This window comes from Deltaproteobacteria bacterium (assembly GCA_003696105.1).
Classification (GTDB): Bacteria; Myxococcota_A; Polyangia; order Haliangiales; family J016; genus J016.
This window is the reverse complement of the sequence record RFGE01000054.1, coordinates 1-14,051: the sequence shown is the minus strand read 5'-3', so window position 1 is coordinate 14,051 and position 14,051 is coordinate 1. Positions and strand designations below refer to the sequence as shown.

Annotated in this window: 14 protein-coding genes, 1 tRNA gene and 1 other RNA gene; 6 read left to right on the top strand and 10 right to left on the bottom strand. The window is 74.1% G+C overall.

Annotated elements, in window-relative coordinates; all coding sequences use genetic code 11:
* Positions 1 to 128 precede the first annotated feature (128 nt).
* The 3 genes from rnpB to D6689_03295 form a co-directional block, all read right to left on the bottom strand.
* An RNA gene (gene rnpB, locus D6689_03305) (RNase P RNA component class A) lies at positions 129 to 504 on the bottom strand.
* 96 nt (positions 505 to 600) lie between these two features.
* Positions 601 to 1,344 carry a hypothetical protein gene (locus D6689_03300; protein RMH44102.1) on the bottom strand — a complete coding sequence of 248 codons (744 nt, stop codon included), beginning with the start codon at positions 1,342 to 1,344 and terminating at the stop codon, positions 601 to 603.
* Positions 1,345 to 1,378: 34 nt separating this feature from the next.
* Positions 1,379 to 1,455: transfer RNA gene (locus tag D6689_03295), tRNA-Met, on the bottom strand.
* A 108-nt stretch (positions 1,456 to 1,563) separates the two neighbouring features.
* Between D6689_03295 and D6689_03290 the strand changes: the two genes are divergently transcribed.
* The gene (locus D6689_03290; GenBank protein RMH44101.1) at positions 1,564 to 2,052 is read left to right on the top strand and encodes a hypothetical protein; all 489 of its coding nucleotides are present in this window, start codon (positions 1,564 to 1,566) and stop codon (positions 2,050 to 2,052) included.
* A gap of 50 nt (positions 2,053 to 2,102) precedes the next feature.
* On the opposite strand, the gene D6689_03285 is transcribed toward D6689_03290, so the two are convergent.
* From D6689_03285 to D6689_03270, 4 genes are all read right to left on the bottom strand, one after another.
* Entirely contained in the window at positions 2,103 to 2,690 is a 588-nt protein-coding gene (locus D6689_03285) for a methyltransferase domain-containing protein (GenBank protein RMH44100.1), read from the bottom strand.
* A 16-nt stretch (positions 2,691 to 2,706) separates the two neighbouring features.
* Positions 2,707 to 3,579 carry a radical SAM protein gene (locus tag D6689_03280; GenBank protein ID RMH44099.1) on the bottom strand — a complete coding sequence of 291 codons (873 nt, stop codon included), beginning with the start codon at positions 3,577 to 3,579 and terminating at the stop codon, positions 2,707 to 2,709.
* Between the two features lie 75 nt (positions 3,580 to 3,654).
* The gene (locus D6689_03275) at positions 3,655 to 7,425 is read right to left on the bottom strand and encodes a serine/threonine-protein kinase PknK (GenBank protein ID RMH44098.1); all 3,771 of its coding nucleotides are present in this window, start codon (positions 7,423 to 7,425) and stop codon (positions 3,655 to 3,657) included.
* Positions 7,426 to 7,567: 142 nt separating this feature from the next.
* Positions 7,568 to 7,996: an OsmC family peroxiredoxin gene (locus D6689_03270; GenBank protein RMH44103.1), complete on the bottom strand. Its 429-nt coding sequence runs from the start codon at positions 7,994 to 7,996 to the stop codon at positions 7,568 to 7,570.
* Between the two features lie 50 nt (positions 7,997 to 8,046).
* On the opposite strand from D6689_03270, the gene D6689_03265 reads away from it, so the two are divergent.
* Genes D6689_03265 through D6689_03245 form a run of 5 tightly spaced genes read left to right on the top strand, consistent with a single transcriptional unit; the run spans position 8,047 to position 10,933 of the window.
* Positions 8,047 to 8,436, top strand: a complete 390-nt coding sequence (locus D6689_03265; protein RMH44097.1) for a gamma-glutamylcyclotransferase — start codon at positions 8,047 to 8,049, stop codon at positions 8,434 to 8,436.
* Complete coding sequence (gene crcB / locus D6689_03260) at positions 8,357 to 8,896, top strand: fluoride efflux transporter CrcB (GenBank protein RMH44096.1); 540 nt, start codon at positions 8,357 to 8,359, stop codon at positions 8,894 to 8,896. Before D6689_03265 ends, crcB begins: the two co-directional genes overlap by 80 nt.
* A 19-nt stretch (positions 8,897 to 8,915) precedes the next feature.
* Positions 8,916 to 9,266, top strand: coding sequence for a DUF190 domain-containing protein (locus D6689_03255; GenBank protein ID RMH44095.1), 351 nt, complete (start codon positions 8,916 to 8,918; stop codon positions 9,264 to 9,266).
* A gap of 4 nt (positions 9,267 to 9,270) precedes the next feature.
* Positions 9,271 to 10,296 carry a hypothetical protein gene (locus D6689_03250; protein ID RMH44094.1) on the top strand — a complete coding sequence of 342 codons (1,026 nt, stop codon included), beginning with the start codon at positions 9,271 to 9,273 and terminating at the stop codon, positions 10,294 to 10,296.
* Entirely contained in the window at positions 10,274 to 10,933 is a 660-nt protein-coding gene (locus D6689_03245; protein ID RMH44093.1) for a hypothetical protein, read from the top strand. Before D6689_03250 ends, D6689_03245 begins: the two co-directional genes overlap by 23 nt.
* A gap of 76 nt (positions 10,934 to 11,009) precedes the next feature.
* Here D6689_03245 and D6689_03240 read toward each other — a convergent pair whose 3' ends face one another.
* From D6689_03240 to D6689_03230, 3 genes are all read right to left on the bottom strand, one after another.
* On the bottom strand, positions 11,010 to 12,224 hold the full coding sequence (locus tag D6689_03240; protein ID RMH44092.1) for a hypothetical protein: 1,215 nt from the start codon (positions 12,222 to 12,224) through the stop codon (positions 11,010 to 11,012).
* A 117-nt stretch (positions 12,225 to 12,341) separates the two neighbouring features.
* Positions 12,342 to 13,853: an AarF/ABC1/UbiB kinase family protein gene (locus D6689_03235; protein ID RMH44091.1), complete on the bottom strand. Its 1,512-nt coding sequence runs from the start codon at positions 13,851 to 13,853 to the stop codon at positions 12,342 to 12,344.
* A gap of 12 nt (positions 13,854 to 13,865) precedes the next feature.
* Positions 13,866 to 14,051 (bottom strand): hypothetical protein (locus D6689_03230; GenBank protein ID RMH44090.1); only part of this gene is annotated, 186 nt, incomplete at its 5' end.

The window sequence follows — 14,051 nt, the reverse complement described above, 5'->3', positions numbered from 1 at the left end:
GGGGTGTGCCGCGCGCCCGGCGCCGCGCGGGCGTGTGCCGCGCGCCCGGCGCCGCGCGGGGGTGTGCCGCGCGCCCGGCGCGCCGCGCGGGCGGGGCGTGCGCCAGTGCGCCGCGCGCAAAGCGTCCCTCGTCGGAGCGGCCGATAAGCCGAGTTCTGTACCGGCTTCGGTTGCCCTCCGCCGGTGGCGGCCATTCCTCTAGGCCCGTCGTTGCCGGCGGGCTCGAGCGACCAACCCGGGATCATTGCGCGGGCCACGCGATCCCTATCTGGTCTTGCTTCGGGTGGGGTTTGCCGTGCCCCCTCCGTCACCGGAGGAGCGGTGCGCTCTTACCGCACCCTTTCACCCTTACCCGCGGTCCCGGAGGAACCGCGGGCGGTCTGCTTTCTGTGGCACTTTCCTTCGGGTCACCCCGACTGGCCGTTAGCCAGCACCCTGCCCTGTGAAGCTCGGACTTTCCTCCCGCGTTACCAGAGAACGCCGGCGACCGCCTCGGCCGCTCCGGCGAGTGACGCGATCACTATAACCGCCCGGCGCCGAAAGCCAACCGTCGCCGGCGTGCGGGGAGCGCGCGGTCCGGCCGGCGGCCGCGGAGGCCTCCTAGTCGGCGGCGGACACGCCGTCGTCGCTCTGCTCGGGGAGCAGGTCCGGCGAGTAGAGCAAGCGGTGGCACGACGGGCACGATTCGAGCGATTCGGCCCGCGCGAGCACGTTCGCGAGCTGCGGAGGCACGCGCATGTGGCAGCCGCTGCACGCGCCGTCGGCGATCGGCACAATCGCGATCCCGCGCCGCTGGACGACGGCTTCGTAGCGCTTGCGCCAGGCGGCGTCGATCTTTGTCGCCACCGCGTCGCGGTCGCTCTGCAGCGCGTCGACCTGTTTCTGCAGCTCCGCGACCTTGTCGGCGATCTCGGCCTCCTCCGCGGCCACCGTATCGCGCAGCTTCTGGACGTCGGCCTCGTGCTCGGCCAGCGTCTTGCGCGACGTCTCGATCGCGTCGATGACCTTGAGCAGCTCTTCCTCGCGCTCGCTCATGCTCTTGCGCTTCGCCTCGAGCTCGCGATTGGCCGCGGCGAATTCCTTGGCGGAGCTGCTCGCTTGCAGCTTTGCCTTGGCCTTCTTGATCGCCTCTTCCTCTTGCTTGAGGATGAACTCCTGGTCCCGCCGCCACGTCTCCGTCCGCTCGAGTTCGTCGCGCTCGTTTTGCAACATCGCCTCGAGCTTCTCCAGGTCGCGCTTGGCCGGCGCGAGTTTCTCGGGCAGGGCGCGCATCGACTGGTGCAGCTCCTGGATGCGCGCGTCGAACCGTTGGAGCTCGATGAGCAGGCGAAGTTGGTCTTTCAAAACGGTGAGCCTCCGGGGCGGTTCCCTGTTGTCATGGTGGGCCCACCTGGACTCGAACCAGGGACCAGCCGGTTATGAGCCGGCAGCTCTAACCAACTGAGCTATGGGCCCGTTCCTGGCGCAAGCGGAGCGAAACCTACCGCGATTGGCACTCCTTTTCAATGCGGGCGCCGGCCGCTCCGGCTCCGCACGCCGCGAGGACGTGCTACGCTCGCACCGATGTGGCTGCGCGTTGCGCTGTTGCTGATGGCGGTCGCGCTGGCGGCCGCGAGTGCAGGCGGCCAGTCGCCCTACGCGACGTCGGCGACGGCCGCCCCGGCGCCCCCGCCGTCGGAGCCGATGGCGCCCGAGCGGGCGGCGGGCCTGTTCCGCACCAGTTTCGGGCCGGTAAAGATCGAGATCGAGCCCGACCGCGGAGCGCCGTACGTCCACGGCGTGTGGGTCTACGACCGGGACGGCCAGGAGGTGATCGGCTATTTCGCCGGTCGGCTCGAGGGAAACGTCCTCGAGTTCGAGTGGCAGGAGCCCGCCGAGCCGGAGCCGCTGCGCGGGCGCGGATATCTCGTGTTCCGGCGCGGGGGGGCGACGTTCGACGGCCAGTGGTGGACCGACAAGGGGGATCGGTCCGGGCAGTGGACCGGCGAGCGATTCGAGCCCGGCGGCCCGGCTGCGCCCGAACCGCCGGGGCCGACCGACGAGACGATCTGACGCCGCCGGCCGGCTGCGGGTGTCCGCGCACGATGCCCGGCCCGTGCCCGCTACGGGGCGCCGGGCGGCCGAATCGCGATCACCTGCGCGACCTGCGCCGGCCGATCGCGGTGTCGGCCGGCGACGAGGCGGTCGCACACGATGCGCCACCCGCGCGCCCGCAGCGGCGCGGCCAGCTCGCCCGGCGCGAGCGCGTAGCGGTGCGGCCGATCGCCGGGCGGCGCGACGTGCGCCGCGGTGACGACGCGGCCGCCGGGCCGGACGGCGTCGCAGAGCGCCGGCCACAGCGGCCGGCACGCGAAATACAGCACCGCGACGAGGTCGAACGGCCCCGGCGGCAGCACGGCGGCCGCTGCCTCCGCCTCGAGGTCGACGACCGCGGCGTCGATGCGGCGTGCGAGCCCGCGGCGGGCCGCCTCGGCGCGCAGGCGCTCCACGGCCACGGGGGACACGTCCACGGCCGTCACGCGCCAGCCGCGCGCGGCCAACGCGAGCGCGTGGCGGCCCAGGCCGCACGCGACGTCGAGCGCGCGCCCGGGCGGGACGCCGTCGACCGCCTCGAGCAGCAGCGGGTCGGGCGCGCGCAGCCGCGCGGCCGCATGCCGCTCGTCCCACCGCGCGCGCGGATCGCCCCCCATTGCGCGCGTCACCCGGTTACAGACCGCGCGCCCACTCCGGGCGCAGCGGCACGTCGCCCGCCAGCGCGCGGTCGACCACCGCGACGATGCGGTCCCGGTCGCGCGGCAAGTTGCCGGCCAGCGGCAGGTAGTTCGACGCGTGGTTGGTGCGGAATACCGCGTCCGTCGGGCGCGCCTCCGCGACGAACGTGCGCAGCTCCGCGAGCATCTGCCGCACCGACGGCAGCTCGAATCGCCCCGACCGCGCCAGTTTGGCGATCGGCGTGTCCGGCACGACCGTCAGCGTGAGCAACGACACGTAGGCGGGGTCCATCTCGCTCGCGAGGCGCGCCGACTCAGCCGCGTGCTCGGCCGACCGTTCGACGCCTGCGATGCCGAGCAAGAAAATCGCCGACAGGTCGATGCCCGCGGCCCGTGCGCGCCGCGCCGCTTCGACGTGGTCGGCGAACGTCGCCCCTTTGGCGATGCGCTTGAGCGTGGCGTCGTCGCCCGACTCCGGCCCGATGTACAGCAGCGACAGTCCGGCGGCGCGCAGGCGCACCAGGTCGTCGACCGACTTGTCGAGCAGGTTCATCGCGGTGGCGTAGGCGCTCACCCGGCGCAGCCGCGGAAACGCGTCGCGGCACGCGGCCAGGATCGTCTCCCAATGGTCCACGTCCATGACCAGCGCGTCGCCGTCGGCGACGAACACCTTTTCCACGTCCGGCCCGTAGGCGAGTTTGGCCGCCCGCACGTCCGTGAGCACCTCGTCGAGGTCGCGCACGCGGAACGCCTTGTCGCGGTACATGTCGCAGTAGGTGCAATTGTTCCATGAGCAACCGATCGTCGCCTGCAAGATGTAGGCGTCAGCCTCGCTCGGCGGCCGGAAGATGCGACCTTCGTAGCGCACGCGGCCAATGTGGCGCGCCCGCCGGCGGCGCGCAAGCAGCCGGCGCGGGCCCCGCCGGCGGCGCCCGCGCCGCGGCTACGCGCAGATCCCCGGCACCAGCGCGCGCGCCATCCCGCCGGCGTCGGCGACGCGGTGGCGCGCGAGCCATGCGTCCGCGCGCGCGATCTCGGCGCGCCCGGCGTCGCCGCCGACGAGTTCGCCGAGCCGGCGGCGCGCGAGGTGCGCGAACAGCAGCGTGTCCGCGGCATCGAGATCGGCGATCGCGCCGGTCAGCTGGCGTACGGCCGCGTCGAGGTCGCCGCGCACGTACGCGATGCCCGCGCGCACCAGCCCGGCTGCGCCGGTGGCCCACGGCGCGCCGACCCGGGCGACGGTGCGCGCGTCGCGCGACGCCGCGCGCAGGCCGTCGGCGGCGCCGGCGCCGCGACGCGCGGCGGATGACAGCGCGGCCCGCGCGCGGGCGTGGACGAGCAAGCCGCGCAGGACCGCCGCGCGCAGCAGCAGCGAGCGCGCGAGCGCCGGCCAGCGCTGCTGCACGCGGCGCCATGCCGCGTCCGCGCGTCCCTCGTACAGGTCGATGTTCACCTGCGCGAGCAGGTCGAGCGCGTGCTGGATGACGAACGGCTCCTCCGGCCACGGGGCGATCGCGTCGTCGGCCTGGCGGCGCGCCTCGGCCGGATCGCCGGCGGCCAGCCACGCGAGATTGCCCAGACCGGTGGCGAACGACGTGGTCGCGAACCGATCGCCGCGTTCGCGCCCGTGCCGGAGGGCGTCGGGAAGGCGCTCGGCGAGCACATCCACTTCGCCAAGCATCGCCGTGCACGACAGATGCAGGAGTTGCATCGCGATGAGTTCCTTTTCGACGCCCGTGCACTCGTCGCGAAAGCGAGCGAGCGCGCTGTCGACGTGATTGCGACTTTCGCGCCAGCATCCGGCGTGGAACAGGACGGTGGCGATCGCGCCCTCGGCCGTGGCGATCGCGTCGGGGCGGCCCGTGCGCAGCGCGAGCGCCAACGCGCGGTCCGCGAGCGAGCGCGCGCGGCCGAGCGATGTGCCGCCGGTGTTGGCGACGAATCCGGCTTCGAGCGCGAGGCCGCGTGCGACCCGATACGGCTCGCCCGCCGCGAGCGCCAGGCGAAGCTGCCGCGCCTGGTACCCGGCGCCGCGGATCGAGTCGACGAAGCTCAGGCCGGCGGCGGCGCTCCAGCACAGGTCGGCGCGGCGCAGCAGCGACGGATCCGCGTCCGCCTCGCTTCGCTCGCGGAACGACAGCCCGCGCGCGCGCAGGCGGAGGCGCTGGCCGACGAGCGACCACAGCGCGCGTCGCGGCGTGTCGGGAAACGGCAGCCCCTCGCGTCGAACGATGCGGCGCAACAGCGCGTAGCCCTCGGTCATGCGGCCGCACCGCAGCAGTTGCTCGGCGGCGCGCCGCTCGAGGTCGGCCGCCTCGTCGCCCGCGCAGTGCGACGCGGCCTCGACGAAGGCATCGGCCGCGTCGCCGGCGCGCCCCGCGTGGACGAGTGCGTCGGCGAGGCGCACCAGCATGCGGGCGCGGTCGCTCGCGCCGGCATCCGCGCTCAGGTCGAGCGCGATCCGCCACAGGGCCGCCTCGCGCTCGAAGGCGAGCGCCCGACGCGCGTCGCCGGCCGCGAGGATCGCGTGTTCGCGCGCGCGGGCGAGGTCCCCGCCGCGAAGGCTGTGGTGCATCACCTCGTCGTGGCGAGGCGCGCGGGCCGCAGCGAGCGCGCTTGCGAGGCGGCGGTGCCACGCCGCGCGCGCATCCGCATCGAGCCGGTGGACGACCGACTGGCGAATGCGGTCGTGGTACGGCTCGACCGTGTCGCCGCGGCGACTGCCGGAGGTGGACACCAGCCGCTGCGCGCGCAGCGTCTCGACGGCGCGGGAACACGTGGCCGCGTCGATGCGCGCCGCCGCTTCGACGACGGCTTGCGAAAGCGGCGCCCCCGCGAGCGCCACGCCGATCAGCACGTCACGCGCCGCCGGCTCGAGCCGGGCGACGCGCGCCGCGACGGCCTGGTCGAGGTCGACGGCGGGCGGCGCGTCCGGTGCGGCGTGGGCGAAGTGGTGCGCGAGTTCCGCGATGAACAGCGGGTGGCCGGCGGTCTCTGCGGCGATCCGGTCGCGGATTGCGGGCGACCGGCGACCGCCGAGGATCCGGTCGACCAGCTCGCGCGCGTCGCCGGGCGCCAGCCCCGTGACGCGCAGCTCGCGCATCCGCACGGGCAGCGCATCGGCGCCGGGCGGTGGCGGGCGCGAGGTGGCCACCACCAGCACCCGCGGCGCGCGAGGTGGTCGCAACACCTCGCCCAGCAGGCGCAGGCTGTCGGCGTCCGCCCAGTGCAGGTCGTCGATCGCGACCACGACCGGCCGGTCGGCCGACAGGCGCGCGAACAGGTCTCTGACCGCGCGAAACAGCCGCATGCGCCGCTCGACCGGGTCGATCGCCGCGCGCAGGGCGGCCGACGACGGCGCGCCGGCGCCCGGGTCGATCGCGCGGTCGGTCGCCGCCGACTCCGCCGCGACCAGTCGCTTCGCGACCGCTTCGATCTGCCCGAGCACCGGAAAGGTCTGCGCGAGCACGTCCACCTCGCGCGGCAACACAAGCGACGCGGCATCGTCGTCGAGTTCGCGCAGGTGTCCGAACACCGCGTCGATGACGCCGTCGATTCCTTTGAACGGCACGGTCTCGCGTTCGAAACAGCGGCCGAACAAGACGAGAGCACCCCGTCGCTGCGCGTCGATGCAGAACTGCTTGGCGAGCGCCGTCTTGCCCACGCCGGTTTCGCCGACGACGACGACCGCTTCGGTACCGCCGGCGGCGACGCGCTCGAGGGCTGCGGCGAGTTCGGCCCGTTCGGCGTCGCGGCCGACGAACGGCACGTCCATGGTGCGGCGCTCGCGCGGCGCGGCCGGACGCGCGGTGCGCAGGCAGCGCGCGATGTCCGCCGCTCCGGGGCGCGCGTCCGGGTCGCGCGCGAGCAGCGCCGAGCACAGGGCGTCGAGGTCGGGCGGTGCCCCGGCCGCGAGCGCCCGCGGCGGCGGCGGGTCCTCGGTCTGTTTGCGCAGCAACACCGACAGCGGCGGGCCCGTAAGCGGCGGCGTTCCGGTGAGGGCCTCGTACAGCATGACCCCCAGCGCGTACCAGTCGGACGCGGGGCTCACCGGCCGGGATGCAGCCTGCTCCGGCGCCATGTACTCCGCCGTGCCGACGACCTGCCGGTCGCCGTGGGGTGCTCCGGGCGACACGTCGGCGACGAGGCCGAAGTCCAGGACCACCGCGCGGCCCTCCGGCGTGATGCGAACGTTGGACGGCTTGAGATCGCGGTGGACCTTGCCGGCGGCGTGCAGGGCGCCGAGTCCATCGACGATCTGGGCGAGGCTGCCGCGCAGCCGGCGCTCGTGCCACGCCGCGCCGTTCGGCCGCGCGATCGCGGCGCCGGGCGGCGCCGGCTGCACGCTGCGGTGCGCGCGGTCGCCGCCGGAGACGGCGCGGGCCGAGGCGGCGCCGGCCTCGCCGGGGCGCACGTAGTCGAGGAACGGCACGCCATCGACCCGTTCCATGGTGAAGAACCAGCGGCCGCCGTCCTCGAACAGCTCGCCGAGTGTGACGAGGTTCGGGTGGGCGATGTCTTGCAGCGCCCGGAACTCCGTCTTGAATCGCAGCAACCGATCGCCGGCGAGGCGCCGGAGCATCTTGACGGCGACCGGAACGCCGCGCTCGCGATCGAACGCCTCGTAGACGACTCCCATCGCGCCGGAGCCGAGCCGTCGCAGGATCTGATAGCGGGCGCGTCCTACGACCTCTCCCGGTGCGGCCCGCGGCATGACGCCAGTGTAAAGAGGTCCGCGGCGCCGGGCCAGGGCCGATGCCGGCTCGGACCCGCGCGCGGCGGCGCCGGGGCGCCGTCACCGGCGCGGTCCATCCGTGCGCGTTCAGGGCCGCGCCGGCGGCAAAGGCCGTCGCGGGCTACGCGAGTCGCGTGTCGATGCGAATCTCCGACAGCAGCGTGCGATGGACCGGACACTTGTCGGCGATCTCGAGCAGTCGCTCGCGCTGGTCGGCGTCGAGGTCGCCGTCGAGCGCGATGACGCGCTCGATCCGGTCGATGCGGCCGACCTTGGTCTCGCAGTCGGCGCAGTCGCGCGCGTGGATCTTCTCGTGGCGGAGCGTCACGGTGACGCCGGCGAGCGGCCAGCCCTTGCGATCGGCGTACATGCGCAGCGTCATCGACGTGCACGCGCCGAGCGCGGCGAGCAGCAGGTCGTAGGGCGACGGCCCGGTGTCGGTGCCGCCGAGGTCGACGGGCTCGTCGGCCTTGAGGTGGTGGGGGCCGACGGTGATGTCTTGAGCGAATCCGCTGGAACCGCCGCGAACGGTGACGTGGTTCATGTGCATCTCCACGCGAAGGGGTGGGCGCTCCGCGAGCGCGTCATTACAATGATGCCATGCGCGACGGACCGGAGCGATTCCGCGTGTTCGTGTATGGCACGCTGCTGGCCGGCGAGCCGAACCACGCGCTGCTGTCGCGCGCCCGGCACGCGGGCGCCGCTCGGACCCGGCCGGAGTTCGAGCTGGTCGACCTCGGCGCGTTCCCGGCGATGGTCGCGGGCGGGGCGACCGCGGTGGTCGGCGAGGTCTACGAGGTGGACGCCGGCACGCTGGCGGCGCTCGACCGACTCGAGGGACACCCGGAGTTCTACCGGCGCGAACCGGTCGACCTGGAGGGCGGCGAGCGTGCGTTGACCTATCTGCTCGATGCGGCGCAGGCCGCCGGCGCGCCGCGGATCGCGAGCGGCGACTGGCGGGCACACCGCGCTGCGCGCCGCGCGCGGTGACCGCGTGATACAGTGCGGGCGTGTCGGACGGCACGACATCCGCGTTCGCGTGCGCGTGGACGCGCGCAACGAGGTGACCGTGGAGCGCCTGGCCTGGGTGTGCTTCGGCAGCGGAGTCGGCGGCGGCGCTCGCTACCTGCTGTCCGGCTGGATCCAGCGCGCGCTCGGCGCGGGGTTCCCCTACGGGACGCTCGCGGTCAACGCGATCGGGTCGTTCGTGCTGGCCGCGCTGATGTACGCGGCGACGCACACGTCGCTGTCGCCCAATGCGCGCCTCGCGCTCACGACCGGCGCGATGGGCGGCTTTACCACCTACTCGACGTTCAGCTACGAGACGCTGCGCTACGTGCAGGACGGGGCGTGGGCGGTCGCGGCGGCCAACGTCGCCGGGACCGTGGTCGGCTGCCTGGCCGCGAGCATGGCGGGCTGGGCGGTCGCGCGGTGGCTGCTCGGCGGGTGACGCGATCGGCGGAGGCAACATGCGGGTACTCGACGGCGAACAACTGCTCGTGCGGATCTTCATCGGCGAGTCGGATCGGTGGCATCGGCAACCACTTCACATTGCGCTGGTCGAACGGCTGCGCAAAGAGGGCTTCGCCGGCGCGACCGTGTTTCGCGGTGTCGCGGGGTTCGGCGCGCGCAGCGTGCTGCACACGGCGCAGATCCTGCGGCTGTCTGAGGATCTGCCGGTGGTCATCGAGGTCGTCGACTCGGAGGCGCGGATGGACCAACTCACCGCCATCCTCGACGAGATGGTCGACGAAGGCCTGGTCACCATGGAGCGGGTGCGCGTGCTGAAATATGCGCCCGGGACGCGCCCGGTCGGCTAGCGGAATGCGACGGGCCGCGCGGGCGGGATGCTCGATCGCCGCGACGCTGGCCGCGTTCGTCGCGGGCGGCTGCGACTTTCCGTACGACCGCTGCGACGACGCCGCGCCGGGCGACGAGCGGGTGTGCCCGATGCCGGGCTACCTCGACCGCGCGTTTTCGCTCGCTGTGCCGGCGGCCTGGGACGGCGCGTCGCCGCTGCCGATCGTGTTCGAGCTGCACGGTGGCGGCGGCAACCGCACCGGCGCGGACCGGCTCACGTGCCCCGGCGGCGATGCCGGCGATCCGGCGTGCCTGCGAGCCAAGGCGCTGGCGGCCGGCTACGCGGTCGTCCAGCCCGACGGTGTCGGCACGCGGCCGCTGCGCAACCTGCGCACGTGGAACGCGGGCGGCGGCGCGGGCGATTGGCAGTGCACCAGCGGCGCCGCCTGCGCGTCCGGCTCCGACGACGTCGGCTACTTCGACGACCTGCACGCCGAGCTGGCGCGCATCCTGCCGATCGATGCGGCGCGCGTGTACGCGACCGGCATCTCCAACGGTGCGGCGATGGTCTACCGGCTCGCGTGCGAACGGCCCGAGCGGCTCGCGGCGATCGCGCCGGTCGGCGGCGGCAACCAGTTCGCGGCGGCCGGGGGCGCGTGCGCGGGCGGCGTCGCCGTGTTGCACATCCACGGCACGGCCGATCCGTGCTGGGCGTACGGCGGTGGGACCGCGGCGTGCGCGCAAAAGGATGGCAAGCGCAAGGTCGGCGTCGACGACACGCTCGCCGGCGCGCGTGCGCGAAACGGTTGCTCCGACACCTTTTCCGAGGAACCGTTGCCCGATACGGCCGACGACGGCATGACCTCGGTGCGCGTGCGCTGGCAGGGGTGCGCGGTCGCGGTGGAACTGGTGCGCGTCGACGGTGGCGGCCACACGTGGCCGGGCGGCTGGCAGTACGTCAGCGCGGATCGCGTCGGCCCGGTCACGCGAGACTTCGATGCGGACGACCTGATCGTGGAGTTTTTCGATGCGCACCCGAAGGCGCGCTGACCTCGCGGCGCGCGCGGTCGCGGCGGCGGCGGTCGCCGGGTTCGTGGCCGGCTGTCCGTCGACCACGGTGTACCGAACGGCCGACCCGGTGCCGCCCGGGCGCTGGCAGGTCGGCGGCGCACTCGGCGTGGGCGCCATGCGCGACTTCGAGCAGGACGGCAAGCTGCCGATCGGTCACGTGGAGCTGTGGGCGCGCCGCGGCGTCGCGCCGCACGTCGATGTCGGCGCGAAGTTGTTCGTCGCCGGCGCGCAGGTCGACGCGACCTGGCGAGTGGCGCGCGGCCGCTGGTCGTGGGCGGTGGCGCCGTCGCTCGCCGCCGCGCGCACGGCGAACACCCCCGGCACGGTGGACGCGATCCACCTGTTCGCGGGCGCGGCCGGCATCGCGAGCCGGCCGCTGTCGCGGCGGTGGTCGGTGTCGGTCGGGCCGCTGGCGGGCTGGGGCCTGTTCTGGCCGCGCACCGGCGGCCACGCGCAGGGGCTGTGGCTCGGCGGGTTCGCCGGCGCCGAAGCGCGGCTCGGCGCGCGCTGGCGCGTGGCGCCGGAGCTGTCGGCGTACCGGGTCGTGGCCGGCGAGGTGCCGGTCGCCGGCGCGGCCGTGCAACTGGGCGCGGCGGTGCGCTACGACCTGCCGTGACCGCGCGCCCCCGGCGCACGCGCGCCCCGACCGGCAGCAAGGCGGGCTCGCGCCGTCGCCCTGCGGGGCGGGTGCACTATGCGCGGCGGCGCCGCCGGCCGAGCGCCACGAGCGCGCACAGGGCGAGCCACCACGCCTGCGTCGCCGCGCCGCCGACCGCACAGCCACCGCCGCCGTCGTCTGCGCCGGGCCAGCACACGTCGGTGTCGCCCGCCGGCGTGCACTCGAACCCGTCGGGGCAGCTGTTCCCGTCGGGTTGGCACAGGTCCGTGCACTGGCCGCCGTCGGGACCCTGCGCGCACAGCCCCGACGCGCAGTCCGATGCGTTTTCACACGGCGAGCCGAGGCCGCCGGGCGAAAACGGCTCCGGCTCGCAGTGGCCGTCGTCGTTGCAGATCTCACCGTCGGCGCAGTCGCTGTCGCTGCCGCACAGCGGGCAGTCGGGGTCGGCCGGCAGCTGGCCCGTGCCGCACGCGTCGTTGCAGTCGCCGTCGGCCTGGCACTGCAGCTCGGGCGCGTGCTCGAACAGGAAGTCCAACTCCGCATCGACGCGGGTGTCGGCGCCGAACTCCGCGCAGTTCTGGTCGCCAAACGACGTCACGCCGACGACGCGCTCGACGCCGCCGATCGTCGCGTACGACGGTCCGCCGCTGTCGCCGCTGCACTTGCCCTTGCCGTCGGTTTGCGCGAAGCACAGCAAGTTCGCGTCCGACAGGCCCATCGGCGCGCACGACGTGGTCGTCTTGTCGACCCAGTTGAGGGTACCGGCCGACTGCTGGTTGCCGGCTTGCGTCATGCCGTAGCCGACCTGCCGCACCTGGATGCCGGCGGGCGCGTCGGCGGCGATTCGGTTGATCGGTGTCGGGTCCCGATCGGTCACCGGCTCGGCCAGCCGCACCAGGCCGATGTCGTTGTCGCCGAGCGCGTTGACGTTGAATCCGGGGTGCGGGATCGTGTCGGCTGCCCGAAGCTGGCGTCCGCCGCTGAACACCGAGGTCGCATCGAGGATGATGGTCGTCTGGTCGGTGACCTGTTGTTGGGAGCTGGCGCCGAGCAGCGACGGCGTGACGCAGTGCGCGGCGGTCAGCACCCAGTCGGGCGCGACCAGCGTGCCGGTGCACAGGCCGCCGTTGAACAGGGCGACGGTCGTCGGGAACTGGCCGACGGATCCGGACTGGCCGCCGAGGATCGGCGCGCCGGTCGAGCCGTAGTCGGCGCCGTCGACGGCGCAGGCGGCCAGCGACGCGACGAACGCGGCGGTGCGAGCCAGGGCCATGGGGGTACGGGACATTGCGCTCCTCGTGTGTGGCAGGTCGCGCCGCGCGCCGGCGCGTACGCTGGCAAGTGTACGGAGTCGCCCCGGCAGTCGCCACTAACAGGTTCCGGCACGCACCGATGCCCGCCGGCATCAGTTGGCCGCGGCGGCCGGGACGCGGCGGCGCGGCCCGTCCGGCCGCAGCACGAGGGGCGCGTCCGCGGGCAGCCCGCGCGCGGCGCACCAGGCGTGGTGATGCGCGGCGTCGGCGCGGCCCAGGTCGGTCGCCGGCGCGTCGCCGTACAGGTACTCGCGCAAGATGCGGTGCCAGTTGGCTTGCGCGCGCAGCTTCGCCAAGATCGAGTACACGCCCCACTGGATCCGGTTCGCGAACACGAAGTCGCGCGGCATGTTCGTGTGCTTGGTGACGTTCGCGAACCGACCCTCGGGTTTGAACACCATCCCGAGCGACCGGGCCGTGTACTCGGGCGTGAACCGAAACGGGCGATCCTCGCGAAACGGCTCGTAGAAGTAGCCGAAGTAGTCGTACAGCACGCCGGCGTCGATCGGCGCGTCCGCCCGCAAGAACCCCAGGTCCACCGCGCGGGCGCGGAATTCCGCGCGGTCGCCGGCAAAGTGCGCCTCCATCAGTCCCTGCCAGCGGGCGAGCATCGCTTCCGGGAAGTACTTGACGCACCCGAAGTCGACGAATGCGATGCGGTCTCCCTGGAACAGGTAGTTGCCCGGATGGGGATCGCCGTTGAACACGCCCCAGCGCAGGATCGACCCGAACGCGAACCGGTAGAGCATCTCGCCGTAGCGATCGCGTTCGGCCTGCGGCGCGCCGACCACGTCGTCGAACCGTTCGCCGGCGACCAGCTCGGCGGTCAGCACCCGCGATGTGCTGTACGCGTCGATGACCTCCGGGATGCGAATGAATGGATGGTCGCGGTACAGGTCGCAGAACGCGCGCTGGTTGCGCGCTTCGAGTGCATAGTCGAGTTCCTCGCCGATGCGCGCGCGCAGCTCGTCGACGATCGGCCCCGGTTCGAGGGCCGGGTACATCAGGCCGACGATCCGGTAGAGGACGCCCACGTTCGCCAGGTCCGCCCGGATCGCGTCCGCGACGCCCGGGTACTGGACCTTGACGGCAACGTAACGCCCGTCCGGCAGGCGCGCGCGGTGGACCTGGCCGATCGACGCGGCCGCCAGCGGGCGCTCGTCGAAGCGCGCGAACGCGCGCTCGAGCGGTTTGCCCAGCTCTCGCTCGGCGACGTCGCGGACGACGGCGAAGTCGACGGCAGGCGCTTGCGTCTGCAACGATGCGAGCGCGGCGCGGTACTCCGGCGGGATGTCGTCCGACACGAAGGACAACATCTGGCCGAGCTTCATCAGCGCGCCCTTCATCTGCCCCATCGTGTCCGCGATGGCCGCCGCGTCGCGGCGCCGCCGCTGTTCGGCGTAGCGTGCGCGCGCGGTCGCGCCGGCGAACGCGCGCCGCACGGTGGCGCCGAGCCAGCTCGTCGACAGCCGCGCCGACAGCCGGCCGAGCCGTGCGAGCCGGCCGAGCCGTCCGCGAGGGATGCCGTCGCCCCGGCCGAGCAGGAGCACTCCGGCGGTGGCGAGCGCGGCGGCGCTCGCGAGCGCGACGAGGAGCCAGACCACGAGGAGCTGTCGTTAGGATGCCACGGCGGCGCGATCCGGTGCGCGCGTCGCGCCGCGGGCGGCGGCGCGGCCCGGCGGGCACGCGTGGGGGCGAAGGCGCGGCGGCGGCGCGGCCCGGCCGGCGCGCGCGCGAACGGAGGCGCGGCGGCGGCGCGGCTCGGCCGGCGGGCGCGGGGACGAAGGCGCGGCGGCGCGGCC

Bases quoted from the DNA above. Each gene is read 5' to 3' on its own strand.
- D6689_03290 (RMH44101.1), top strand. From the start codon at position 1,564: ATGTGGCTGCGCGTTGCGCTGTTGCTGATGGCGGTCGCGCTGGCGGCC.
- D6689_03265 (RMH44097.1), top strand. From the start codon at position 8,047: ATGCGCGACGGACCGGAGCGATTCCGCGTGTTCGTGTATGGCACGCTG.
- D6689_03270 (RMH44103.1), bottom strand. From the start codon at position 7,996: ATGCACATGAACCACGTCACCGTTCGCGGCGGTTCCAGCGGATTCGCT.
- crcB (RMH44096.1), top strand. From the start codon at position 8,357: ATGCGGCGCAGGCCGCCGGCGCGCCGCGGATCGCGAGCGGCGACTGGC.
- D6689_03285 (RMH44100.1), bottom strand. From the start codon at position 2,690: ATGGGGGGCGATCCGCGCGCGCGGTGGGACGAGCGGCATGCGGCCGCG.
- D6689_03240 (RMH44092.1), bottom strand. From the start codon at position 12,224: ATGTCCCGTACCCCCATGGCCCTGGCTCGCACCGCCGCGTTCGTCGCG.
- D6689_03245 (RMH44093.1), top strand. From the start codon at position 10,274: ATGCGCACCCGAAGGCGCGCTGACCTCGCGGCGCGCGCGGTCGCGGCG.
- D6689_03255 (RMH44095.1), top strand. From the start codon at position 8,916: ATGCGGGTACTCGACGGCGAACAACTGCTCGTGCGGATCTTCATCGGC.
- D6689_03250 (RMH44094.1), top strand. From the start codon at position 9,271: ATGCGACGGGCCGCGCGGGCGGGATGCTCGATCGCCGCGACGCTGGCC.
- D6689_03275 (RMH44098.1), bottom strand. From the start codon at position 7,425: ATGCCGCGGGCCGCACCGGGAGAGGTCGTAGGACGCGCCCGCTATCAG.